Origin of the sequence: Burkholderia sp. BCC0397 (genome assembly GCF_902832865.1) — a bacterium.
In the GTDB taxonomy this organism is placed as follows: Bacteria; Pseudomonadota; Gammaproteobacteria; order Burkholderiales; family Burkholderiaceae; genus Burkholderia.
Genome location: NZ_CADFDL010000004.1, coordinates 105,069 through 128,473, shown reverse-complemented (window position 1 = coordinate 128,473; position 23,405 = coordinate 105,069). Strand labels below are relative to the sequence as shown.

Sequence of the window (23,405 nt, the reverse complement as noted above, 5' to 3'; positions counted from 1 at the left end):
GTCGGCTGGCCGTTCAGCGCAACGGCGGCAACGGAAAACGCGGCGCGGCGTCGTCCGGCGCGGGCTCGGTGCGATCGAGCGCGTACAGCCACGCGAGCAGGTCCGCGACCGCCTGATAAAGCTGCGGCGGAATCCGGTCGTCGAGATCGACCTGCATCAGCAGCGACACCATCTCCGGCGCCGTATGCACGTACAGCCCCGCATCGTGCGCGCGCGCGACGATCATCTCGGCGAGCACGCCGTAGCCCTTCGCCACCACGCGCGGCGCCGCATCGCCGCCTTTCGGATCGTAGACGAGCGCGGCCGCGCGCTTGCGGGACGTCATGCTCATGGCAGCGCCTCGTCATCGTCGCCCGGCACCCGCGCGTCGGGGCCGCCGGCCGCGCCGCGCGCATACGCGGCGGCGGCTGCCTGGGCGGCGAACAGGTCGAAGCCGTCGGGTCCGTCGTCGACCGCGCGAATCGACAGCCCGCCCACCTTGAGCCCCGAGCCTTCGAGCCGCTGCCGCAGCGCGGCTTCGTGGCGCGTGAGACGGTCGGCGCCCGTCTGGTTCGCGCGCAGCCGAGCGACGAGCTGCGCGCCGTTCAGCACCAGCTCGGCATCGACCGTGCCGAGCGACGGCAGCGTCAGCGTCAGGCGCGTGCGCCATGCGATGCCGTCACCCGCGTCGTCGTCACCGCCGCCGCGCGGTGCGCGGTGGCCCGGCGCGTCGGGTTCGATCGTCCAGTCGAGCCGCGCGCCGGGCCACGCCTCGCCGGCCCAGCGAAACTGGTCGGTCGCGAGCGCATCGAGCTGCTGCCGGACGAGCGGCACGGCGGCCGGGTGCACGGTCGCGAGCGGCTGCGCCTGCGGATCGGACGATGCGGCGGCCAGCTCGGCACGCGCGGGCGTCCAGCGCGTATCGGCGTGCGCAGCCAGCGGATCGGCGGTGTCGGGCGGCAACGACGCGCCCGGCCGGGCGGCCGCCGGTGCGGGCTGCGCAGGGTCGCGCGCAGGCGCGCCGCCCTGGGCCGGCGGTGGCGCGCTTGCTCGCGCGGCGGCCGGCAGCGGCGGGCGCGGCGCGAGCAGTTCGTCGAGCACATCGGTCGATTCGGGCGGGACGGCTTCCGGGTCGGCCGGCGCGAGCGCGGTCGCGAGGCGCGCCTGCGGCTCGCGCAGCAGCGCCGCGAGCGGGCGCTGGCCGGCCAGCCACTGCGCGAGATGGGATTCGTAGAAGAGACCGCTTTCGCTCACGGCCTGCGCGAGCGCCGCACGCAGCGCGGCAACCGGCGGCGGCGCGGCCGCTTCGCGCGCCGCTGCGGCGGACGACGCTTGAGCGGAAGCCGGCGTGGCAGACGCAGCGGGACCGGACGCAGCGGGACCGGACGCAGCCGGCGCGCGCGCCGGCACGGGCGTATCGGTGAGCAGCACGGCGGGATCGGCCAGCAGCGGCAGCCGACCGACGATCGCCGGCGTCGCATCGCCGCCCGAGCGCGAGATCGCGTCGAGCGCGCGCCCGACCTCGGACAGCGCGGTCTGCGTGGAAGCGGGCGGCGCGGCGGGCGGGCTGCCGGCCGGCGGCGAGGACGACGCGCCGGCGCCCGGCGTGCCGACCTGCGCGGTCGCGCCGCCGCCGGCGGGCGCCGATACGGTGCCGGTCAGCAGGCTGTCGAGGCGGCTCGCCAGCAGCGCGGCCGCAACGGAGTCGATACCGGTCATGATCGGAGCCTGCTCACCTTAGGGTCTGTTTCGGGCATTCGCATGCGCGTTCCATATGCAAACAGACCCGACACATCGTTGCGAATCCGGGCGCGGCACGCCGATGCCGCCCGCGGGAACGGCGCGCGCCGCATGCGGCACCGGGCCGGGCGCGTCGCGCCCGTCTCCCGGCACACGGCACTACCCGCGCGCGCGGTACAGATCGGTCAATACCTGGGTCGAGCGCCGCGCCTCGAACAGCGCGGACAGCCGCGCGACGTCCGGGCTCGCGAGATCGCGGATCGCGGCGTCGTCGGCCAGGATGCGGCGGATCAGGTCGAGCTTGCGGCCGAGATCCGATTCGTCGAGCGCGACGCCCGGATCGGCCTCCTTCAACCCGTCGACGAGCTGCATGAATTCGGCCTGCAACCCCGGCAACGCGTTCCAGTCGGCGCCGCGCGCGGCGCACAGCATCCGGCCCGACACGGCGGCGAGCGCCTCGTAAAGCTCGAAGTATTCGGCCTTGTGATTCATCGTGATGCTTCCGCTACCTGTTGCGCAGCCATCCGCGCGACTTCCGGGGCGATGCCCGTCCATGCTTCCTCGAGCGTCGCGAGCAAGCCGTCGACCTCGACCAGCATCGCGTCGCTCGCCTGCGCGTTCGCTTCCAGCAGGCGCCGGCCGATATACGCATACAGCGCATGGAGCCGGTCGGCGATCTCGCCGCCCGCGTCGCGGTTCAACGACGCCTGCAGGCCGCTCTCGACGATCCGGATCGCCTTGCCGATCGCTTCGCCGCGCCCGGCTACGTTGTCCTGCTGCAAATGCATGCGCGCCAGCGCGATCGCCTGCCGCGCGCCCTGGTACAGCATCGCGATCAGCCGGTGCGGGGAGGCGCCCATCACCCCGGTCTCGACGCCGACACGCGCGTACGCACTGGCTCCAGCGTGTCCTGGGGAAAACATGCGCTTCTCCTTGTTATTTGCCTTGGCTAGTCGGGAGCCGCTGCCGTGCGTCGCACGGCGCGGCCTTCACCGGAGTTATCGGAAGGGATTTGAAAAGCTTTAGGTGCGCGGCGGCTGCCGCCGGGCAAGCGATGCCGGCTCGCCGGCCCCGTTCTGCACGCGCCGAACCGCCCCCCTGATGCCCGTCCCTGGATGCCCGTCGCCGGATGCCCGTCGCCGGATAGCCGTCCCCGGATGCCCGTCGTCGGATGGCCGCCCCCGGATGCCCGTCCCCTCACACCGACATCTGCATGATGTCGTTGTAAGCGCTCACTAGCTTGTTGCGGACCTGGAGCCCGAACTGGAAGCCGATATTGGCTTTCTGCATGTCGACCATCACGTCGTTCAGCGAGATGTTCGGCGCGCCGACCTCGAACGCCTTCGCCTCGCCGAGCGCGTGCTGCTGGTCGCCGCTGATCTTGTCGAGCGACGCCTTCATCGCGCTCGCGAACGTGCCGGCCGTCGCCGCACCCGAGCCGGCCAGCGCCGCCGTCGGGCTCGCGACGCCGCCGGACGCCTGCGCGGCCATCGACTGCATCTGTTGCAACACCGAACCGATTCCGCTGACGTTCGCAGTCATGCTGCCCCCAGACATAGAGAAGAGACCCGGACGCACCGGGTGATCCGCCGGCGCCGCACCACGCGCACCATGCCGGATCGCGAAAAAGGATAGCAGCGCGGCGCGCGTCAAAGCCGAGAAAGTACGGGGGAAACCCCGCTCTTTTCGGTCGATCGGAGTACGCCGCGGGTCACGATAATCACATCGTGTCATTGTCCGCCCGCTCGTCCGAGCGAGCTCAGTCGTCCCGCTCCGGAGAAACTCGACGCATGGATTCGCAGGCCAACTCGCTGATCAACCCAGACGCCCGCGCGGGCCTCAGCCCGGCGCCCGGCGCCGCCGCGGCCGCCGCGTTGCCGGGCGCGGGCGGCGCAGGCGCGGACTTCGGGCTGGGCGGCTTCGCCGAACGCATTCCCGGCATCTCGCGGATGAAGGGCAACCCGAAGCTGCCGTTCGTGATCGCCGTCGCGTTCGCGATCGCCGCGATCACCGCGCTCGTGCTGTGGAGCCGGGCGCCCGACTACCGCGTGCTGTACAGCAACCTGTCGGACCGCGACGGCGGCGCGATCATCGCCGCGCTCCAGCAGGCAAACGTTCCCTACAAGTTCGCCGATGCCGGCGGCGCGATCCTCGTGCCGTCGAACCAGGTGCACGAAACGCGCCTGAAGCTCGCCGCGCTGGGGCTGCCGAAGGGCGGCTCGGTCGGCTTCGAGCTGATGGACAACCAGAAATTCGGCATCAGCCAGTTCGCCGAGCAGATCAACTACCAGCGCGCGCTCGAAGGCGAGCTGCAGCGCACCATCGAATCGATCAATGCCGTGCGCGGCGCGCGCGTGCATCTCGCGATCCCGAAGCCGTCGGTGTTCGTGCGCGACAAGGAAGCGCCGAGCGCGTCGGTGTTCGTCGACCTCTACCCGGGCCGCGTGCTCGACGAGGGCCAGGTGCAGGCGATCACGCGGATGGTGTCGTCCGGCGTGCCCGACATGCCGGCCAAGAACGTGACGATCGTCGACCAGGACGGCAACCTGCTGACCCAGACCGCGTCCGCGTCCGGCCTCGACGCGAGCCAGCTCAAGTACGTGCAGCAGGTCGAGCACAACACGCAGAAGCGCATCGACGCGATCCTCGCGCCGATCTTCGGCGCCGGCAACGCGCGCTCGCAGGTCAGCGCGGATCTCGATTTCTCGAAGATCGAGCAGACGTCGGAAAGCTACGGCCCGAACGGCAATCCGCAGCAATCCGCGATCCGCAGCCAGCAGACCAGCAGCGCGACCGAACTCGCGCAGGGCGGCGCGTCGGGCGTGCCGGGCGCGCTGTCGAACACGCCGCCGCAGCCGGCTTCCGCGCCGATCGTCGCCGGCAACGGCCAGAACGCGCCGCAGACCACCCCGGTCAGCGACCGCAAGGACCAGACGACCAACTACGAGCTCGACAAGACGATCCGCCATACCGAACAGCCGATGGGCAGCGTGAAGCGGCTGTCGGTCGCGGTCGTCGTCAACTACCAGCCGATCGCCGACGCGAAGGGCCACGTGACGATGCAGCCGCTGCCGCCCGCGAAGCTCGCGCAGGTCGAACAGCTCGTGAAGGACGCGATGGGCTACGACGCGAAGCGCGGCGACTCGGTGAACGTCGTGAACAGCGCGTTCTCGACCGTGAGCGACCCGTACGCCGACCTGCCGTGGTGGCGCCAGCCCGACATGATCGCGATGGCGAAGGAAGCCGCGAAGTGGCTCGGCATCGCGGCGGCCGCGGCCGCGCTCTACTTCATGTTCGTGCGCCCGGCGATGCGCCGCGCGTTCCCGCCGCCCGAGCCGGCCGCACCGGCGCTCGCGGCGCCGGACGATGTGGTCGCGCTCGACGGCCTGCCGGCACCGGACAAGGCGGCGGAGGAAGCCGATCCGCTGCTGCTCGGCTTCGAAAACGAGAAGCACCGCTACGAACGCAACCTCGACTACGCGCGCACGATCGCCCGCCAGGATCCGAAGATCGTCGCCACCGTCGTGAAGAACTGGGTGTCCGATGAACGCTGAAGGCTTGACCAAGAGCGCGCTGCTGCTGATGTCGATCGGCGAGGAAGAGGCCGCGCAGGTATTCAAGTTCCTCGCGCCGCGCGAGGTCCAGAAGATCGGCGCCGCGATGGCCGCGCTGAAGAACGTCACGCGCGAGCAGGTCGAGGACGTGCTGCAGGAGTTCGTGAAGGAAGCCGAGCAGCACACCGCGCTGTCGCTCGATTCGAGCGAGTACATCCGCTCGGTGCTGACGAAGGCGCTCGGCGAGGACAAGGCCGGCGTGCTGATCGACCGCATCCTGCAAGGCAGCGACACGAGCGGCATCGAGGGCCTGAAATGGATGGATTCGGGCGCGGTCGCCGAACTGATCAAGAACGAGCATCCGCAGATCATCGCGACGATCCTCGTGCACCTCGACCGCGATCAGGCCTCGGAAATCGCGTCGTGCTTCACCGAACGGCTGCGTAACGACGTGCTGCTGCGGATCGCGACGCTCGACGGCATCCAGCCGGCCGCGCTGCGCGAACTCGACGACGTGCTGACGGGCCTGCTGTCCGGCAGCGACAACCTGAAACGCAGCCCGATGGGCGGCATCCGCACCGCGGCCGAGATCCTGAACTTCATGACGAGCGTGCACGAGGAAGGCGTGCTCGAAAGCGTGCGCCAGTACGACGCCGATCTCGCGCAGAAGATCATCGACCAGATGTTCGTGTTCGAGAACCTGCTCGACCTCGAGGACCGCGCGATCCAGATGGTGCTGAAGGAAGTCGAGTCGGAAACGCTGATCGTCGCGCTGAAGGGCGCGCCGCCCGCGCTGCGCCAGAAGTTCCTCGCGAACATGTCGCAGCGCGCGGCCGAACTGCTCGCCGAGGATCTCGACGCGCGCGGCCCGGTGCGCGTGTCCGACGTCGAGACGCAGCAGCGCCGCATCCTGCAGATCGTGCGCAACCTCGCCGAGAGCGGCCAGATCGCGATCGGCGGCAAGGCGGAAGACGCGTATGTCTGATTCGGCGAGCGATCGCGTGGGCACCCTCACCGCGTACCAGCGGTGGGAGATGGCGTCGTTCGACCCGCCGCCGCCCCCGCCGCCGCCCGACGACGCGGCGGCCGCTGCCGCCGCGCTCGCCGAGGAACTGCAGCGCGTGCGCGACGCCGCGCATGCCGAAGGCCATGCGGCCGGCCACGTCGAAGGTCAGGCGCTCGGCTACCAGGCCGGTTTCGAGCAGGGCCGCGAACAGGGTTTCGAGGCCGGCCAGGCCGACGCCCGCGAACAGGCCGCGCAGCTCGCGGCGCTCGCCGCGTCGTTCCGCGAAGCCGTCTCGGCCGTCGAACACGATCTCGCGTCCGACCTCGCGCAGCTCGCGCTCGACATCGCGCAGCAGGTCGTGCGCCAGCACGTGAAGCACGACCCGGCCGCGCTGGTCGCCGCCGTGCGCGACGTGCTCGCGGCCGAACCCGCGCTGTCCGGCGCGCCGCATCTCGCGGTGAATCCGGCCGACCTGCCCGTCGTCGAAGCGTATCTGCAGGATGACCTCGACACGCTCGGCTGGACCGTGCGCACCGACGCGTCGATCGAGCGCGGCGGCTGCCGCGCGCATGCCGCGACCGGCGAGGTCGACGCGACGCTGCCCACGCGCTGGCAGCGCGTCGCCGCCGCGATCGGCAAGGTGAGCACGTGGTGACGCGCTCGCCCGACGCGCTCGCGCACGACGGCATGACGCCGCTCGAACGCGAACTCGCGCTCGCGTCGTTCGGGCCGGCGGCCCCGCACGATCCTGCCCACGACGCCACGCCGCATGCAGCGGCCTCGGCCGGCGCCGCTCCGCGCGCGCCGCACAATCCGCATCTCGCGCACTGGCGCACGCACCTGAACGGGCTCGCCGCGCGCAGCCACCGCGCGCTGCCGCTGCGGCCGTGCGGGCGCCTCACGCGCGCGGCCGGCCTCGTGCTCGAGGCGATCGGGCTGCGCCTGTCGGTCGGCGCCGAATGCACGATCGAACTGCCGCCCGGCAGCACGCTGTCGCACGCGGAAGCCGAAGTCGTCGGCTTCGCCGGCGACCGCCTGTTCCTGATGCCGACCACCGACGTCGCCGGCGTGCTGCCCGGCGCACGCGTGTGGCCGCGCGAAAGCGCACCCGTCACCGATCCGCTCGCGGGCGCGAAGCGGCTGCCGGTCGGCTGGGAGATGCTCGGGCGCGTCGTCGATGCGTCCGGCCGCCCGCTCGACGGCCTCGGCCCGCTCGCGTCGAAAGTCGATGCGCCGCTGTCGGCGCCGTCGATCAACCCGCTCGATCGCGAGCCGATCCACCACGTGCTCGACGTCGGCGTGCGCGCGATCAACGCGCTGCTCACCGTCGGCCGCGGCCAGCGGATGGGCCTGTTCGCCGGCTCCGGCGTCGGCAAGTCGGTGCTGCTCGGCACGATGGCGCGCTACACGAGCGCGGAAGTGATCGTGATCGGCCTGATCGGCGAACGCGGCCGCGAAGTGAAGGAATTCATCGAACAGATCCTCGGCGAGGACGGGCTCGCGCGCTCGGTCGTCGTCGCGGCGCCGGCCGACGTGTCGCCGCTCTTGCGGATGCAGGGCGCCGCGTACGCGACGTCGCTCGCCGAGTATTTCCGCGACCAGGGCAAGCACGTGCTGCTGCTGATGGATTCGCTGACGCGCTATGCGATGGCGCAGCGCGAGATCGCGCTGGCGATCGGCGAGCCGCCCGCGACGAAAGGCTATCCGCCGTCGGTGTTCGCGAAGCTGCCCGCGCTCGTCGAGCGCACCGGCAACGGACCCGAAGGCGGCGGCTCGATCACCGCGTTCTACACGGTGCTGACCGAAGGCGACGACCAGCAGGACCCGATCGCCGATTCGGCGCGCGCGATCCTCGACGGCCACATCGTGCTGTCGCGTGCGCTCGCCGAGGCCGGCCACTATCCGGCGATCGACATCGAGGCGTCGATCAGCCGCGCGATGACCGCGCTGATCGACGAAACGCATCTCGACCACGTGCGGCAGTTCAAGCAGATGCTGTCGCGCTACCAGCGCAATCGCGACCTGATCGCGGTCGGCGCCTACGCACCCGGCCGCGACGCGCAGCTCGACCGCGCGATCGCGCTCTACCCGCGCATCGAGGCGTTCCTGCAGCAGGGCTTTCGCGAATGCGCGCCGTTCGCATCGAGCCTCACTGCGCTCGATGCGCTGTTCGACGCTTACGGAGGCTGATCCCGATGGCCCACGGCTTTCCCCTTCAGCTGCTGCTCGACCGCGCGCAGGAAGACCTCGATTCGGCCGCGAAGCAGCTCGGCACCGCGCAGCGCGACCGCACCGCGGCGGTCGAACAGCTCGACGCGCTGCTGCGCTATCGCGACGAATATCACGCGCGCTTCGCGCAATCCGCGCAGAGCGGGATGCCGGCCGGCAACTGGCGCAATTTCCAGGCGTTCATCGACACGCTCGATGCCGCGATCGCACAGCAGCGCACCGTGCTCGCCGCGGCCGACGTCCGCATCGACGAGGCGCGCCCGAACTGGCAGCAGAAGAAACGTACCGTCGGCTCGTATGAAATCCTGCAGGCGCGCGGCGTCGCGCAGGAAGCGACGCGCGAGGCCCGGCGCGAACAGCGCGACGCCGACGAACACGCCGCGAAGATCCTGCGCATGCGGGCCGATGCGGCCCGTTCGTCGTAACCGACCACCGCATTCGAACGAGAGAACCGTCATGCCTCCCCTGCCCCTGCTCGGTGCGCTGCTCGACACCGCCGGCGCCGCACTCAAGGCCGCCCGCGGCTCGGGTGCGTCCGCCGCCAACGATGCGTCGGCCGCCACGAGCGCCGTGCCGTTCGCACAGACGCTGAAGCAAAGCGTCGCCACGCGTGGCGATACGGCCAATGCCGGTACGCCGGACGTGTCGACCAAACAGGCTGCGTCGAAGCCGTCCGGCACGGACGACAAAGACGACGCGACCGACGACACGACCGCGAACGCCGCCGCCAACCCCGACGCCGCAGCGCTCGCGGCCGCTGCCGCCGTGCAGGTGCAACTGCAGGCGCGCGCGGACCATGCGACGCCGGCCGACGCGGCGACCGCTGCTGCCGCTGCCACTGCGCAAAAGACGGCCGTGTCCGGCCAGCCGGACGCCACGGCGACGCTCGCCAACCATGCCCCCCAGGACGCGGCCGCCCAGCCGACCGACCCGGCATCGAGCCGCGACGCGCTGCAAGCGGCGCTCGCCAAGCTGACGGGCGGCGCGGGCGCGATCGCGATGCCTGCGACCGGCACGGCTGCCGCCGCCACGCCGACGGCGCCGGCCGCGACCGCGTCGAACGCCACCGCGCCGCTGACGCCGAAAGTGCCGACGTTCGACCGCACGCTCGCCGACGCGAAAGGCGCGCTCGCCACCCAGCAGACGCCGACTCAGATCACGGCGCAGACGCTACAGGCCGACGCGAACGCGCAGTCCGGTGCCCAGCACGCGCTCACGGCGGCCAGCAACGCGACGGACCCGGCCGCCAGCGCGACGCTCGCGGCCGGCGCCACGGCTGCCGCCGCCGCGCAGGCGAACCTGCAACTGTCGCCGGCCGCCGGGGCGATCGCCGCCGCCAACGCACACGTGCTCGCACCGCACGTCGGCACGGCCGACTGGACGGATGCCCTGAGTCAGAAGGTCGTGTTCCTGTCGAATGCGCATCAGCAGAGCGCCGAGCTGACGCTCAACCCGCCCGATCTCGGCCCGCTGCAGGTCGTGCTGCGCGTCGCGGACAACCACGCGCACGCACTCTTCGTGTCGCAGCACGCGCAGGTGCGCGACGCGGTCGAAGCCGCGCTGCCGAAGCTGCGCGAGGCGATGGAAGCGGGCGGGCTCGGGCTCGGCAGCGCGACCGTCAGCGACGGCGGCCTCGCTTCGCAGCAACAGCAGCAAAACCCGCAGCAAACCTTCGCCGGCGGCCAGTCGTCGCGACGTGGGAACGGCGGACCGTCAGCCGTCGATGCACCCGCCGACGCCGCGCAATCCGCACCGGTCGCCGCGCGCGCGAGCCGCGCCGGCCTCGTCGATACGTTTGCCTGAGCATGGCCGCTGCCGTGCGCGCCGCGTCTAGCGGCCGTGCACCGCGGCAGCCGCCTCGCCGCGCGGCACGCCGCCCCGGCGCGCCGCGACGATGAAGTCCGCCGCGCGTTCGCCGATCATCACCGACGGCGCATTCGTGTTCCCGCCGATCAGCGTCGGCATCACCGACGCATCCACCACCCGCAACCCGTCGACGCCACGCACGCGCAGTTGCGGATCGACGACCGCGCGCGCATCGGCGCCCATCCGGCAGGTGCCGACCGGGTGATAGATCGTGTCCGCATGCTCGACGATCGTCGCGCGCAGCTCCGCTTCGCTCTGGTCCGGCCGCGTGTACAGCTCGCGCCCGCCCTGCGACGCGAGCGGCGCCTGCGACAGGATGCGGCGCATCGCCTGCGTGCCGCGCACCAGCAGGTCGAGGTCGCGTGAATCGCTGAAGAAGCGCGGATCGATCAGCGGCGCGTCGCGCGCATCGCCGCTCGCGAGCGCGACCGTGCCGCGGCTGAACGGCCGCAGCGCGCACACGTGCAGCGAATAGCCGAACCCCCAGTGCATCTTGCGGTTGTGATCGTCGACGAGCGCCGTGCAGAAATGCAGTTGCAGGTCGGGCCGCTCGAGCGACGGATCGCTCTTGATGAAGCCGCCGGCCTCCGCGACGTTGCTCGTCATCATCCCCGTGCGGCTCGAGAAATAGCGCGCGAGCGCCGGCGTCATCTTCGCGATGCCGCGCAGGCACACGCCGACCAGCTCCGACGAATTCACGCGCGTGTTGATGATGAAGTCGATGTGGTCGATCAGGTTGGTGCCGACGTCCGGTGCATCCTGCACGACCGCGATCCCGTGCCGACGCAACTGCTCCGCCGGGCCGATCCCGGAACACATCAGCAGTTGCGGCGAATTGAACGCGCCGGCCGACAGGATCACTTCCGCGCGCGCGCCGAGCGTCTCGACCCGCCCGTTGCGCGACGCGACGACGCCGACCGCGCGCTTGCCGTCGAAGCCGACGCGCAGCACCGTCGCATCGGGGACCACGTGCAGGTTCGGCCGGTTGCGGCCGTAGATATACGCGCGCGCCACGCTACAGCGCGAGCCGTCGCGATGCGTGACCTGATAGAAGCCGACGCCTTCCTGCGTCGCGCCGTTGAAGTCGTCGTTCAGCGGATAACCGGCCGCATGCGCGGCCTGGATGAATCGTTCGGAGAACGGATTGCGAAAGCGCAGATCCGACACCGACAGCGGGCCGTCCGCGCCGTGCCACGCGTCGGCGCCGCGCTCGTTGCCTTCCGCGCGGCGGAAATACGGCAGCACGTCCTGCCAGCCCCAGCCCGTCGCGCCGAGCTGCGCCCACTCGTCGTAGTCGCCCGGGTGGCCGCGCGTGTAGATCATCGCGTTGATCGCGCTCGAGCCGCCCATCCCGCGCCCGCGCGGCTGGTAACCGCGCCGCCCGCCGAGGCCCGGCTGCGGCACCGTCTCGTAACCATAGTTCGTGCCGAGCTTGAACGGCACCAGCGCCGCAATGCCGACCGGCATGTTGACGAGCAGGTTGCGCTCCGTATGCGAGCCGGCCTCGATCAGCGCGATCGTCGCATCGGGGCAGGCATCGGCGAGACGGCCGGCGAGGCTCGAGCCGCCCGAACCGCCGCCGACGATGATGTAGTCGTATTGCATGTCACGTCTCCGTCGTGTCATGGATGGCGCCCGGCACCGCCGCGCGACCGCGTCCCCTCTTGTGTTCGGGCATTGTAGGAATGGCCGTCCCGTGCGCGGCGCGCGGATTCAAGAGCGATTCCTCTAAACGCCCGCGTGAACTAAATTTAAGATGTACCGATGCGTTTCGCGCGATGCACCGGCCACGAGAAGCCGATTCGTCGCGAAACGGGAGGAACGACGATGCAGCGCCGGATTCTGCAGGCCGCGTGCCGACCGGGTGATCCGGAGTTCACGCGCGCGGCCCGCATTTCATTTCAAACGGCGGCCTGCGCGACGATGCACGGCGTCATGCGCGCGGTCGATCGAAATCGAACGGCGCGTGTCGTCGCCGACCGTTTGGACGGTGTGTCGCCGCCGCCGCACGATGCGCGGCGACCCGCCGTCGCGTACCCGTCGCGCTGTCCTGCTGCGGTGCACCGGCAGACGATCGCAAGACGGCATCGCGTGCCCGCTCGTCACCGTATCGGGTCGTGCGCGCAGGCCGTGCGGCACGATTTTCGAACGCGGACACCGTCGCGCGGATACGACGCCTGCCGCATGCCGCAACCGGTTTTCGAGCACCCGTCGCGTCCGGCCCCGCGCCGCGCGACACGCATCACCCGATCCGCGTCGCCGCGCTCGCCGAGCGTGCGCGTGCGGCGTGACGGCCGGCCGATCGGCCAGGCCCAACTGGAGGAGACGACATGAAGAACGACCTGCCCGAACTGGCCCCGCAAGCACTGCCGTCGGTCGATGCGCTGACGTCGCTGCTGCACGACCAGCGCGCGGCGTACCTGCGCGCACCGTACCCGGCATGGGACACGCGTGCGCAGTACCTGCGCGCGCTGCGCACGATGCTGATCGACCACGCGGATGCGCTCGCCGACGCGATCAGCGCCGATTTCGGCCATCGCGCGAAGCAGGAAGTGCTGCTGTCGGAAATCTGGATGGCGAAGGAAGAGATCGACGACGCGCTGAAGCACGGCAAGCGCTGGATGAAGCCGATCCGCAAGCCGATGAACAAGTGGCTGCGCCCGGCGCGCGCGAAGGTGATCCCGCAACCGCTCGGCGTGGTCGGCATCGTCGTGCCGTGGAACTACCCGGTGCTGCTCGCGGCGGGCCCGCTGATCTGCGCGCTCGCCGCCGGCAACCGCGCGATCATCAAGATGTCCGAACTGACGCCGCGCACGTCGGCGCTGTTCGAGCAGCTCATCGGCAAGACCTTCACGCGCGACCACGTCGCGGTCGTGAACGGCGACGCGGAGGTCGGCGCCGCGTTCAGCGCGCTGCCGTTCGACCATCTGCTGTTCACCGGCTCGACGCAGGTCGGCCGTCACGTGATGCGCGCAGCCGCCGACCACCTCACGCCCGTCACGCTCGAACTCGGCGGCAAGTCGCCGGCGATCGTCGGCCCGAATGCGCGCTTCGACGCGGCCGTCGACGCGATCGTCGCCGGCAAGACGCTGAACGCAGGCCAGACCTGCATCGCGCCCGACTACGTGCTGCTGCCGCGCGGGATGGAAGGCGCGTTCATCGAACGCGCGCGGACCCGCTTCGCGAAGCTGTATCCGGACCTGTCGGCCAACGGCGACTACACGACGATCGTGTCGCCGCGTCACTACGCGCGCCTGCAGCAACTTGCGAGCGACGCGCAGGCGGCCGGTGCGCAGTTGCATCCGTTGTCCGACACGCAGTCCGATCCCGCGTCGCGCCGCTTCGTGCCGTGCGCGGTCACGCAGGTGCCGGCCGCGTCGCCACTGATGCAGGAGGAAATCTTCGGGCCGCTGCTGCCGCTCGTGCCGTACGAGCGGCTCGACGAAGCGATCGCGTACGTCAATGCGCGCCCGCGTCCGCTCGCGTTGTACCTGTTCGACGAGGATGGCGGCACGATCGACCGCGTGATGCGCGAAACGGTCTCGGGCGGCGTATCGATCAACGAAACGCTGATGCACATCGCGTGCGGCAGTTTGCCGTTCGGCGGCGTCGGTGCGAGCGGCATGGGCGCGTATCACGGCTACGACGGCTTCGTGACGTTCTCGAAGATGAAGCCGGTGCTCACGCAGGCGCGGCTGAACGCACGCAACCTGCTCGCGCCGCCGTACGGCAAGCGCTTCGCCGCGCTGATCAAGCTGATGCTGACGTTCTGAGCCGGCCGGGCCGCACGCGTTGCGCCGCGGCCCCGGCAATAGCAAGCCTGCCGCGCGGCATCCATGCCGCGCACGCAGCCGTCACACCGGCCAGAGCGGCCCTTCCTGCATCGCGCCGATCTGCTCGCGCAATTCGAGCACGCGCGCTTCCCAGTAACGATGCGTGTTGAACCACGGGAAGGCGGCCGGAAACGCGGGGTCGTCCCAGCGCCGCGCGAGCCACGCCGCGTAGTGGATCAACCTTAGCGTACGCAGCGCTTCGACCAGATGCAGCTCGCGCGGCTCGAATTCGCAGAAATCCTCGTAGCCCGCGAGCAGGTCCGCCAGCGCGCGCGACGCGCCTTCGCGATCGCCGGGCAGCAGCAGCCACAGATCCTGCACGGCCGGCGCCATCCGGCTGTCGTCGAAGTCGACGAAATGCGGGCCGGCATCGGTCCACAGCACGTTGCTCGGATGACAGTCGCCGTGCGTGCGCAGCAGGCGAAGCTCGCCGGCGCGCTCGAACGCAGCCTCGACGCCTTCGAGCGCGAGTGCGACCGCGGTCGCGTACGCCGGTCTTACGTCATCCGGAATGAAATCGTGCGCGAGCAGATAATCGCGCGGCTCGTAGCCGAACGTATTGATGTCGAGCGCGGGACGCGCGACATACGGCTGCGTCGCGCCGACCGCATGAATGCGGCCGATGAAGCGGCCGAGCCATTCGAGCGTGTCGCTGCGGTCGAGATCGGGTGCGCGGCCGCCGCGCCGCTCGAAGATCGAGAAGCGGAAACCGTCGAACGCGTGCAGCGTGCGGCCGTCGAAGGGTCGCGCCGGCACCACCGGAATCTCGCGCGCGGCGAGTTCGGCGACGAACGCATGTTCTTCGAGAATCGCGTCGTCCGACCAGCGCGCCGGGCGATAGAACTTCGCGACGACCGGCGGGCCGTCTTCGATACCGACCTGGTAGACGCGGTTTTCGTAGCTGTTGAGGGCGAGCAGGCGCCCGTCGGTGCGCAGGCCGGCCGGCATCAGCACGCTGTCGAGCGCGTCGAGCACGCACTCGGGCGTGAGGCCGGCGAACGGCGGGCTGGCGGGAGAAGCGGGAGCGGAAGTGGCGTCTGTCATGCCCCGCATTGTGCCGCCAGCCGGACCGAAAGACGAGCGTCCGGTGCGATGCCCGCTTAGTGAAGCGCCGCGCCGGCCGGCAGGACGGATTCGCCGGTGTCGATCAGATCCTCGAGAAAGAACGGCTCGGTGTTGAGTTCTTTCGACTCACCCGGCACGCCCGCGTACCAGGTCACCATGGCCATGTCGCCCAGGATGCGCTGGACGATGCCGCGCGCGCCCTTCGGCACCGCGAGATGGGTAGTGCAGACAATCGACCCGATATGCATGATGGTTCCCCACTCTTGAATCTTGAAACCCGGCCCGCTGGCGAGCCGGCAAATGCACGATCCGCACTGCTCTCGGCGGAGCGTTGCGCGTGATCCCATTGTTCACGGTTTATCGAAGCGCGAAAAGAAGAAGAAGCAGGCGAAGTGCCGCGAATTCGTCGAATGTCTCCAATCAACCACTGCGCCGGGCACGTACTTGCCCGTCCGGTTACCCCCATCATACCCTGTCGAATGTGACTGCCCACCGAATCCGCCCGGCGCCGCCGCGCGCACGTGACTGGCACGTGATTGACGCAACGCGCGTACCGCTTCGCCTTGCCCGTGCGGGATCGTCGGAACACGCGCCGCGACCGCGGCTGACACCACCTCGCACGCGTCGCACCCCGAACGCTTTTCACCGTTCGTCGAATGCTTGCGTACGCACCGGCCGGTGCGCCCGGCGTCGACCCGCTTCGACGCCACCGATCGCCCGCGATGCGCAGCCGCCGACAGTGGTTGCGTTCGATGGCTGCCTTGCGGTACCTTAAGCTTTCATTCGCGTTCAACCGCATTCCGACACGATGTATCCGCACACGTCCGCCCTTGCCAAATCCCGGCCGCAGTTCGACTCGCGGCCGCAGGCGTGCGTGCATCCGTCGGTCCTTCCTCCTCCTGTCGCACCGCCGCTCGTCTGCGCTGCGCCGCCCCCGCCGGCGGCACACGCCGGCTGACCGGCCGGCTTCCGTTTTCGTCTTCCATTCGCCCCGTTGGCTGTAGCTGCGTGCGTCGTGACGCACGGCACGTTGCCGCGCGCGCGGATGGAACGTTTCGATCCGTTCGACAGGTGGATTCACATGGTTTCGTTCAAACGCGCGCTTGCCGCGCATGGCGCGACGTCGCTCTTCGTGCTGCTGTGGAGCAGCGGCGCGATCTTCGCTGAACTCGGTCTGCGTCACGCCTCCGCGTTCGCCTTTCTCACTGCCCGTTTCGCGCTCGCGTCGCTCGTGCTGCTCGCGCTGGCCTTCATGCGCAAGCGCTGGCTGCCGCCGCGCGGCGAGCGGCGCATGGCCGCGCTGACCGGCTTGCTGATGATGGGCGGCTATTCGATCTTCTACCTGCTCGCGCTCGAGCGCGGCATCGCACCCGGCGTGCTCGCGACGATCCTCGGCGTGCAGCCGATCCTCACGCTCGCGCTCGTCGAGCGGCGCTGGCAGCCGGTGCGCATCGCGGGGCTCGCGCTGTCGCTCAGCGGCCTCGCGCTCGTCGTCGGCCGTGGCGTGAGCGGCATAAGCGACGGTAGAGGCGGCCTGTCGGCCGCCGGCATCGCATGCGCGCTCACGGCGCTCGTCGCACTGACCGTCGGCTCGCTGCTGCAAAAGCGCGTGCGTGCGGCGCCCGCCGACGTGCTGCCGCTGCAGAATGCGATCGGCCTCGCGCTGTGCGTCGCGATTGTGCCGTTCCGGCCGGTGTCGTTCGACCTGAGCTGGGCGTTCGTCGTGCCGCTGCTGTGGCTCGGCATCGTGATTTCGGTGATCGCGCAACTGCTGTTCTACCGGTTGATGCAGCGCGGCGATCTCGTCAACGTGACGAGCCTGTTCTATCTCGTGCCCGTCGTCACCACGCTGATGGATGCCGTGTGGCTCGGCAACCGGCCCGAGCCGCTCGCGCTCGCCGGCATGGGCGCGATCATCGCCGGGCTCGCGCTCGTATTCCGCGCGCCGGCCGGCCGCCCGCAACCCGACCGCGCCTGAACGGGCGGGCCGCCGCGCCCGCGGGTGCGGCGGCCCGCATCGGACACATACGACGATTCCGCGAAAATCGAAAGGAACGGGAAAGATACGTGCAAGGCGTTCGTCTTGGTTGCACGAAAGACGCGTGATTCCCGGGGCTTTCCGCTGATTTTTAATGGTTCGGATAGCGAAAAACGCTGCCGGTTGCCTATACTCGAATGGACCGGCCTGCACGCAACGGGCCGGACCCACAATAGAAACCCGGCATGGGACCGGGGTGAGCGCACGCGTGCCGACTTCGGCCGACATCCCGCGAGGATGGAGCCCAGGCAAGCGCTGAAGCGCCCACTTCGGCCGACACTGGAGACACGCATGACGACCTATTTCACGATCGGCGACTTCATCCTGCTGATTCCGATGGCGCTGGCCGGAGCGCTATTTCTCGGCGCGGTGCCGTGCGCTACCCAATTCCGTCACAATCTGCTGCGCGTACTCGGCGTCATTCTCGGCGTCGGCGTCGCGGTGTTGCTCGTTGAAGGCCTGCCTGCGCTGATCTAGCGCCGCGCCCGCGCGTGACGTGCGTCGCTGCACCGCAGCGAGGCGACGGACTGCCCGCGAGCCGCGATACGGCACGCGATGTTTCGCATGCCGTATCGACTTCCGGTCAGATCGCCTGATCCGTGGACGGCTTTTCCCACAGATTGATGCCGCCTTCCGTCGCGTAACGATCGATCTCCGCGAGTTCCTCCGCCGAGAATTCGAGGTTCTTCAATGCGCCGACGTTCTCGCGCACCTGCTCCGCCCGGCTCGCGCCGATCAGCGCGGACGTCACGCGGCCGTTGCGCAGCACCCACGCCAGCGCCATCTGCGCCAGGCTCTGCCCGCGCCGCTCGGCGATCGCGTTGAGCTTGCGCACATGCTCGAGGTTGTCCGCGCTCAGGTGATCCTGCTTCAGCGAGCCGCCGCCCGGCTTGTTCACGCGCGCGTCGGCCGGCACGCCATTCAGGTACTTCGACGTCAGCAAGCCCTGCGCGAGCGGCGTGAACGCGATGCTGCCCGCGCCGACGTCGTCGAGCGTGCCGAGCAGGTCGTTCTCGATCCAGCGGTTCAGCAGGTTGTACGACGGCTGGTGAATCAGCAGCGGCACCTTGTATTGCGCGAGCAGCTCGGCCATCTCACGCGTCTTCGCGGCCGAATACGACGAGATACCGATATAGAGCGCCTTGCCCTGCTGCACGGCCGCGGCCAGCGCGCCCGCCGTTTCCTCGAGCGGCGTGTGCGCGTCGAAGCGGTGCGAATAGAAGATGTCGACGTAGTCGAGACCCATCCGCTGCAGGCTCTGGTCGAGACTCGCGAGCACGTACTTGCGCGATCCGCCGCCGCTGCCGTACGGCCCCGGCCACATGTCCCAGCCGGCCTTCGTCGAGATCAGCAGCTCGTCGCGATACGGCCGGAAATCCTCCTTCAGCAGCCGGCCGAAGTTGATTTCGGCGCTGCCGTACGGCGGCCCGTAGTTGTTCGCGAGGTCGAAGTGGTTGATGCCGAGGTCGAACGCGGTGCGCAGGATCTCGCGCTGCGTCTCGATCGGCGTCGAATCGCCGAAGTTGTGCCACAGGCCAAGCGACAGGGCGGGCAGTTTGAGCCCGGATTTGCCGCAGGTGCGGTATTGCATGCCGGCATAACGTTCGGAAGCTGCTTCGTAGGCCATGAGTCGGTTCCGTCAGGACATCGGGGGAAGGGACGCGCGCCTGCCGCGCACATGGCGCGACGGCGGCGAAGGAGTCATACGACGACTATGGTAGCGAAAGCGGCCGGATCGCGCACGGCGGCACGGCGATGGACGCGACCGCGGCCGTCGCCTACACTGCGGCGTCTCGAATCACCGTTTCAGCGAGGTTGGTATGTCCCGGGTCATCTCGGTTGCACTGCTCGTCGGCGGCATCGTGCTGCTGTATTTCGGCGGCCAGTCGTTCCATTCGATCAACGACAACGTGTCGCGCCTCTTCACCGGCTCGCCCGCGACGAAGACGATCCTGCTGATCGTCGGCGGCGCCGTCGCGTCGTTCGCCGGCCTGATCGGCCTCGCGATGCCGGGCAGCAAGCGCTGATCGCGACGCATCGCTACGCCCGCACGACCCGCGTCAGCGCACGGGCCGCATCAAATGAAACGGGCGGCCAGGCCGCCCGTTGCTTCATTCGCCCGCGATGCGCCGCATCGTCTGAGCATCGCGGCCTCGCCGCGCCGCCGATCCGCGCCTAGAACTGCACTTCCGGCTTCGACGCCGAGCGCGTGCCGGGCACCGGCCGGTTGCTTGCGCCGTGATACGTGTACACGAGCGAGAACTTCACCTGGTCGGAACGGTTCTGCCCGGCCGAATGCAGCGTGTTGCTGTGGAAGAACACGACGTCGCCCGTCTGCAGCGACGGGCACGTGGCCGCGTCGATCATCCTGCGGTTCTCCGGCAGATCGCCGCGGAAGAACTTCGCGTCGTCGAACGCTTCCGGCCCGAATTCGGCCGTATGCGAACCCGGCACGAGCCACAGCGCGCCGTTCTCGTTGGTTTCCGGCCCGAGCGCGAGCCACACCGACACCATGTCCGAGCGCTCGAACGCCCAGTAGCGGAAATCGCGATGCCAGCCGGTCAGGCTGCCGTACGCCGGGTGCTTCGTCATCATGCAGTTGTGATGCGCGCGTGACAGCACGGGCTCCTCCCCGAAATACTCGCGCATCCACGCGCCGATTTCAGGCGCGATCGCGCGCTCGGCAAACGCCGGATCGCGCGAGTACGCATCGAGCAGCCGTCGCACCGTATGCCCGCCCGGCGCATGCTTCGACTCGGGCGCGCCCGGGTAGCGCAGGTCGGCCTCGAACTCGATCGGCTCGGCGGCCTCCCGCAACTGGCGCTCCGCGATCTGCCTGAGCGCCGCGCACTGCGCTTCGCCGACGAGGCCGCGCGCGACGACGAAGCCGCGCTCGCGCAATTCCGCGACTTGCGCGCGGATCGATTCCGACTGCAATGGAGACGACATGGGATGCCAGACGTTTATTGTGTGAATGTGACGATTGTAAATCGGCGTCGGATACCGCGAACAGCACCATTGTCGTGCGCAGGGGCATGCCAATCGCGGATTTGATCCAGCTCAAGGGAACTGTGCGGCGCGGCACCTGCCTCAGCGACAGGCGGTATGCGGCACACGCCTTGCGGCACAAGGGTTTATCGCGACTTTTGCCCGTCACGAATCCCCTGTAGCCTGACGCGGCCTGTCAATTCTGGCGGGCGCGGCGCGCAGCGGGTTTCGGTAAGATCCGTTGCGCCATCCGAGGCCGTTCATACCAGTGCGCTCTCCAGGGCGCCACCCATACAAGCGAAGCATCGTTCACATGCCATTCCGTCTGACTTCCCGTTTCAACCGCGCTGCGAAGCGCGTCGTGCCGTCCGCTCCTGCCCGCTCGCTGCGCCATCACCGCGCACGCACGCAGGCGCTGGCCGAACGTACGCACACGCACAGCCGGCTGGACGGCATCCGTGCGTGGTTCCACGCGTTTTTCTCGATGATGAGCGCGCAGGCGTTCGCACGCCGCGCTGGGCTGCGCTCGCTGCTACAGAAGCCGTCGTCGCTGCGCGCGCTCGCGCTGCGCCGCACGCTCGGCCCGCAGCGCCGTATCAACCGCCCGCGCCGCCTCGCGGCGAGCAACGGCTGGTTCGGGTTCGGCGCGCGCTGATCAGGCGCCGGCGGGCATTGCCCGCACCTATCGCCGCCCTTGCTTCGGCGATCGAAATCCATAAAAAAACCCCGGCTTGGCCGGGGTTTTTCATTTCAGGCGAACGACGCTTACGCGACGCGTGCCGTCGGCTCCACGCCGGCCGCTTCGGCCAGCACGAGCGCCTTGTCGGTCGCTTCCCACGAGAATTCCGGCTCTTCGCGGCCGAAGTGGCCGTAAGCCGCGGTCTTCTCGTAGATCGGGCGCAGCAGGTCGAGCATCTTGATGATGCCCTTCGGACGCAGGTCGAAATGCTCGCGCACGAGCTTCGTGATCACCGCATCCGACACGCGGCCCGTGCCGAACGTGTTGACCATCACCGAGGTCGGCTCGGCCACGCCGATCGCGTACGACACCTGGATCAGCGCGCGCGACGCGAGGCCGGCCGCGACGATGTTCTTCGCGACGTAGCGGCCGGCATACGCAGCCGAACGGTCGACCTTCGACGGATCCTTGCCCGAGAACGCGCCGCCGCCGTGCGGTGCAGCACCGCCGTACGTGTCGACGATGATCTTGCGGCCGGTCAGGCCGCAATCGCCCTGCGGGCCGCCGATCACGAACCGGCCGGTCGGGTTCACGAGGAACTTGATGTCGCCCTTGATCAGGTCGGCCGGCAGCGTCGGCTTGATGATTTCCTCGATCACGGCTTCGCGCAGCGCGGGCAGCTCGATGTCCGGTGCGTGCTGCGTCGACAGCACGACGGTGTCGATCGAATCGGGCTTGCCGTCGACGTAGCGGACGGTGACCTGCGACTTCGCGTCCGGACGCAGCCATTGCAGGCGCCCGTCGCGGCGCAGGCTGGCCTGGCGCTCGACGAGGCGGTGCGACAGGTAGATCGGCAGCGGCATCAGTTCCGGCGTTTCGTCGCACGCATAGCCGAACATCAGGCCCTGGTCGCCCGCGCCTTGATCGAGGTTGTCGTCGTGTGCACGATCGACGCCCTGCGCGATGTCCGGCGACTGCTTGTCGTACGCGACGAGCACCGCGCAACCCTTGTAGTCGATGCCGTAGTCGGTGTTGTCGTAGCCGATGCGCTTGATCGTATCGCGCGCGATCTGGATGTAATCGATGTTGGCCGTCGTGGTGATTTCACCGGCGAGCACGACGAGACCCGTGTTGCACAGCGTTTCGGCCGCAACGCGGGAGTATTTGTCCTGCTCGAGGATGGCGTCGAGAATCGCGTCCGAGATTTGGTCCGCGACTTTGTCCGGATGGCCTTCGGAGACGGATTCGGACGTGAAGAGATAATCGTTTGCCACTTTTTCAGGCTCCTGTGTGGTTACGGTTGGTTTCACGTAGCCAGCTTCGTTGGGCCTGAAGCGGCGACGCTTTAGCGGATTACCAGGACCGGGCAGCGTGTGTCGCGCCAGCCGGCTTCGCCCCGCAAGTTGTCAGTTAACTCGGCGAAGCCCGTATTATAGCGGCTTTCCTGAATTGTCACAGAGCGCCGCCCGTGCTGCATCTTCCGCCGTCTTACCATCCTGTTCGCAACGTGCCGGCCAGCCGGCCCTACGGAGATTCCGCATGCTAGGCCGCCTCGGCACGCACCTCGCCATCGGCTTGCTGAAGCTGCTCGCCCTGCTGCCGTACGGTCTGACCGCACGGTTCGGCGATGGCCTCGGCTGGCTGCTGTATCAGATCCCCAGCCGGCGAAAGCGCATCGTACATACGAATCTGAAACTCTGCTTCCCGGACTGGAGCGACGAGCGGCGCGAGGAAGTGGCCGGCCAGCATTTCCGCCATGCGATCCGCAGCTACGTCGAGCGCAGCGTGCAGTGGTTCGGCTCGGAGAAAAAGCTCGCGAAACTGATCCAGGTCGACAGCGCGGTCGATCTCACCGATCCGAACCTGCCCCCGACGCTGTTCCTCGGCCTGCATTTCGTCGGCATCGAGGCCGGCTCGATCTGGCTGAACCGCTCACTGCAGCGCCGCTGCGGGTCGCTGTACCAGCCGTTCTCGAATGCCGTGCTCGAGGAAGAGGCGAAGAAGGCGCGCGGGCGCTTCGATGCCGAGATGGTCGGCCGCGCGGACAGCGCGCGCGTCGTGCTGCGCTGGCTGCGCGACCGCAAGCCGGTGATGCTCGGCGCCGACATGGACTACGGGCTGCGCAATTCGACGTTCGTCCCGTTCTTCGGCGTGCCGGCCTGTACGCTGACGGCCGTCGGCCGGCTCGCGAAGACGGGCCGCGCGCAGGTCGTGCCGTTCATCGGCGAGGTGCTGCCGAACTACAAGGGCTACCGTCTGAAGGTATTCAAGCCGTGGGATCACTACCCGACCGGCGACGACGATCTCGACGCGCGGCGGATGAACGAATTCCTCGAGGAACAGATTCCGCTGATGCCCGAGCAGTATTACTGGGTGCACAAGCGCTTCAAGACGCGCCCGCCCGGCGAGCCGAGCCTGTACTGACCCT

At 69.3% G+C, this 23,405-nt stretch carries 24 protein-coding genes; 13 read left to right on the top strand and 11 right to left on the bottom strand.

Features of this window, described 5'->3' with window-relative positions:
* Positions 1–13: 13 nt before the first annotated feature.
* From HWX03_RS14690 to fliE, 5 genes are all read right to left on the bottom strand, one after another.
* Positions 14–331 (bottom strand): EscU/YscU/HrcU family type III secretion system export apparatus switch protein, encoded by a 318-nt coding sequence (locus HWX03_RS14690; protein ID WP_006477526.1) that lies wholly within the window; start codon positions 329–331, stop codon positions 14–16.
* Complete coding sequence (locus HWX03_RS14685) at positions 328–1,698, bottom strand: flagellar hook-length control protein FliK (RefSeq protein ID WP_175871688.1); 1,371 nt, start codon at positions 1,696–1,698, stop codon at positions 328–330. The genes HWX03_RS14690 and HWX03_RS14685 overlap by 4 nt, the downstream gene beginning before the upstream one ends.
* Before the next feature lie 180 nt (positions 1,699–1,878).
* A complete protein-coding gene (locus HWX03_RS14680) occupies positions 1,879–2,211 on the bottom strand; it encodes a flagellar protein FliT (RefSeq protein ID WP_175871687.1) in 333 nt (110 codons plus the stop codon).
* A complete protein-coding gene (gene fliS / locus HWX03_RS14675; protein ID WP_174434737.1) occupies positions 2,208–2,642 on the bottom strand; it encodes a flagellar export chaperone FliS in 435 nt (144 codons plus the stop codon). Before fliS ends, HWX03_RS14680 begins: the two co-directional genes overlap by 4 nt.
* 274 nt (positions 2,643–2,916) lie before the next feature.
* Positions 2,917–3,261 (bottom strand): flagellar hook-basal body complex protein FliE, encoded by a 345-nt coding sequence (gene fliE / locus HWX03_RS14670; RefSeq protein ID WP_006486991.1) that lies wholly within the window; start codon positions 3,259–3,261, stop codon positions 2,917–2,919.
* Positions 3,262–3,509: 248 nt separating this feature from the next.
* Between fliE and fliF the strand changes: the two genes are divergently transcribed.
* The 6 genes from fliF to HWX03_RS14640 are packed head-to-tail and all read left to right on the top strand — an operon-like array spanning position 3,510 to position 10,311.
* Positions 3,510–5,273: a flagellar basal-body MS-ring/collar protein FliF gene (fliF, locus tag HWX03_RS14665; protein ID WP_175871686.1), complete on the top strand. Its 1,764-nt coding sequence runs from the start codon at positions 3,510–3,512 to the stop codon at positions 5,271–5,273.
* Positions 5,263–6,258, top strand: coding sequence for a flagellar motor switch protein FliG (gene fliG, locus HWX03_RS14660; RefSeq protein WP_174391054.1), 996 nt, complete (start codon positions 5,263–5,265; stop codon positions 6,256–6,258). Before fliF ends, fliG begins: the two co-directional genes overlap by 11 nt.
* Positions 6,251–6,934 (top strand): flagellar assembly protein FliH, encoded by a 684-nt coding sequence (fliH, locus tag HWX03_RS14655; RefSeq protein ID WP_174391053.1) that lies wholly within the window; start codon positions 6,251–6,253, stop codon positions 6,932–6,934. Before fliG ends, fliH begins: the two co-directional genes overlap by 8 nt.
* Positions 6,928–8,469 carry a flagellar protein export ATPase FliI gene (gene fliI / locus HWX03_RS14650; protein WP_175822983.1) on the top strand — a complete coding sequence of 514 codons (1,542 nt, stop codon included), beginning with the start codon at positions 6,928–6,930 and terminating at the stop codon, positions 8,467–8,469. Before fliH ends, fliI begins: the two co-directional genes overlap by 7 nt.
* Before the next feature lie 5 nt (positions 8,470–8,474).
* On the top strand, positions 8,475–8,933 hold the full coding sequence (gene fliJ, locus HWX03_RS14645; protein WP_175871685.1) for a flagellar export protein FliJ: 459 nt from the start codon (positions 8,475–8,477) through the stop codon (positions 8,931–8,933).
* A 31-nt stretch (positions 8,934–8,964) separates the two neighbouring features.
* Entirely contained in the window at positions 8,965–10,311 is a 1,347-nt protein-coding gene (locus HWX03_RS14640) for a flagellar hook-length control protein FliK (RefSeq protein ID WP_175871684.1), read from the top strand.
* A gap of 27 nt (positions 10,312–10,338) precedes the next feature.
* Here HWX03_RS14640 and HWX03_RS14635 read toward each other — a convergent pair whose 3' ends face one another.
* Positions 10,339–11,979: a GMC family oxidoreductase N-terminal domain-containing protein gene (locus HWX03_RS14635; RefSeq protein WP_175871683.1), complete on the bottom strand. Its 1,641-nt coding sequence runs from the start codon at positions 11,977–11,979 to the stop codon at positions 10,339–10,341.
* Between the two features lie 159 nt (positions 11,980–12,138).
* On the opposite strand from HWX03_RS14635, the gene HWX03_RS14630 reads away from it, so the two are divergent.
* Both HWX03_RS14630 and HWX03_RS14625 read left to right on the top strand, forming a co-directional pair.
* Complete coding sequence (locus HWX03_RS14630) at positions 12,139–12,708, top strand: hypothetical protein (RefSeq protein WP_175871682.1); 570 nt, start codon at positions 12,139–12,141, stop codon at positions 12,706–12,708.
* Positions 12,705–14,147 (top strand): coniferyl aldehyde dehydrogenase, encoded by a 1,443-nt coding sequence (locus tag HWX03_RS14625; RefSeq protein ID WP_175871681.1) that lies wholly within the window; start codon positions 12,705–12,707, stop codon positions 14,145–14,147. The genes HWX03_RS14630 and HWX03_RS14625 overlap by 4 nt, the downstream gene beginning before the upstream one ends.
* An 81-nt stretch (positions 14,148–14,228) precedes the next feature.
* Here the strand turns inward: HWX03_RS14625 and HWX03_RS14620 are convergent, their stop codons facing one another.
* Positions 14,229–15,251 (bottom strand): serine/threonine protein kinase, encoded by a 1,023-nt coding sequence (locus HWX03_RS14620; protein ID WP_175871680.1) that lies wholly within the window; start codon positions 15,249–15,251, stop codon positions 14,229–14,231.
* Positions 15,252–15,307: 56 nt separating this feature from the next.
* Entirely contained in the window at positions 15,308–15,520 is a 213-nt protein-coding gene (locus tag HWX03_RS14615; protein ID WP_174391046.1) for a hypothetical protein, read from the bottom strand.
* Between the two features lie 833 nt (positions 15,521–16,353).
* On the opposite strand from HWX03_RS14615, the gene HWX03_RS14610 reads away from it, so the two are divergent.
* Positions 16,354–17,250, top strand: coding sequence for a DMT family transporter (locus HWX03_RS14610; RefSeq protein ID WP_175871679.1), 897 nt, complete (start codon positions 16,354–16,356; stop codon positions 17,248–17,250).
* A gap of 351 nt (positions 17,251–17,601) precedes the next feature.
* Positions 17,602–17,787, top strand: a complete 186-nt coding sequence (locus HWX03_RS14605) for a hypothetical protein (RefSeq protein WP_006482800.1) — start codon at positions 17,602–17,604, stop codon at positions 17,785–17,787.
* Positions 17,788–17,893: 106 nt separating this feature from the next.
* Here the strand turns inward: HWX03_RS14605 and mgrA are convergent, their stop codons facing one another.
* Positions 17,894–18,937 (bottom strand): L-glyceraldehyde 3-phosphate reductase, encoded by a 1,044-nt coding sequence (gene mgrA, locus HWX03_RS14600; RefSeq protein WP_175871678.1) that lies wholly within the window; start codon positions 18,935–18,937, stop codon positions 17,894–17,896.
* A gap of 193 nt (positions 18,938–19,130) precedes the next feature.
* Between mgrA and HWX03_RS14595 the strand changes: the two genes are divergently transcribed.
* The gene (locus HWX03_RS14595) at positions 19,131–19,337 is read left to right on the top strand and encodes a DUF3185 family protein (RefSeq protein ID WP_175822990.1); all 207 of its coding nucleotides are present in this window, start codon (positions 19,131–19,133) and stop codon (positions 19,335–19,337) included.
* A 148-nt stretch (positions 19,338–19,485) separates the two neighbouring features.
* Here the strand turns inward: HWX03_RS14595 and HWX03_RS14590 are convergent, their stop codons facing one another.
* Positions 19,486–20,259 carry a phytanoyl-CoA dioxygenase family protein gene (locus tag HWX03_RS14590; RefSeq protein WP_175822991.1) on the bottom strand — a complete coding sequence of 258 codons (774 nt, stop codon included), beginning with the start codon at positions 20,257–20,259 and terminating at the stop codon, positions 19,486–19,488.
* Between the two features lie 352 nt (positions 20,260–20,611).
* Between HWX03_RS14590 and HWX03_RS14585 the strand changes: the two genes are divergently transcribed.
* Complete coding sequence (locus tag HWX03_RS14585) at positions 20,612–20,953, top strand: hypothetical protein (RefSeq protein WP_174434858.1); 342 nt, start codon at positions 20,612–20,614, stop codon at positions 20,951–20,953.
* Between the two features lie 110 nt (positions 20,954–21,063).
* Here the strand turns inward: HWX03_RS14585 and metK are convergent, their stop codons facing one another.
* Positions 21,064–22,251, bottom strand: a complete 1,188-nt coding sequence (gene metK, locus HWX03_RS14580) for a methionine adenosyltransferase (RefSeq protein WP_050017940.1) — start codon at positions 22,249–22,251, stop codon at positions 21,064–21,066.
* Between the two features lie 265 nt (positions 22,252–22,516).
* On the opposite strand from metK, the gene lpxL reads away from it, so the two are divergent.
* On the top strand, positions 22,517–23,401 hold the full coding sequence (lpxL, locus tag HWX03_RS14575) for a lauroyl acyltransferase LpxL (protein ID WP_175871677.1): 885 nt from the start codon (positions 22,517–22,519) through the stop codon (positions 23,399–23,401).
* Positions 23,402–23,405: the final 4 nt, after the last annotated feature.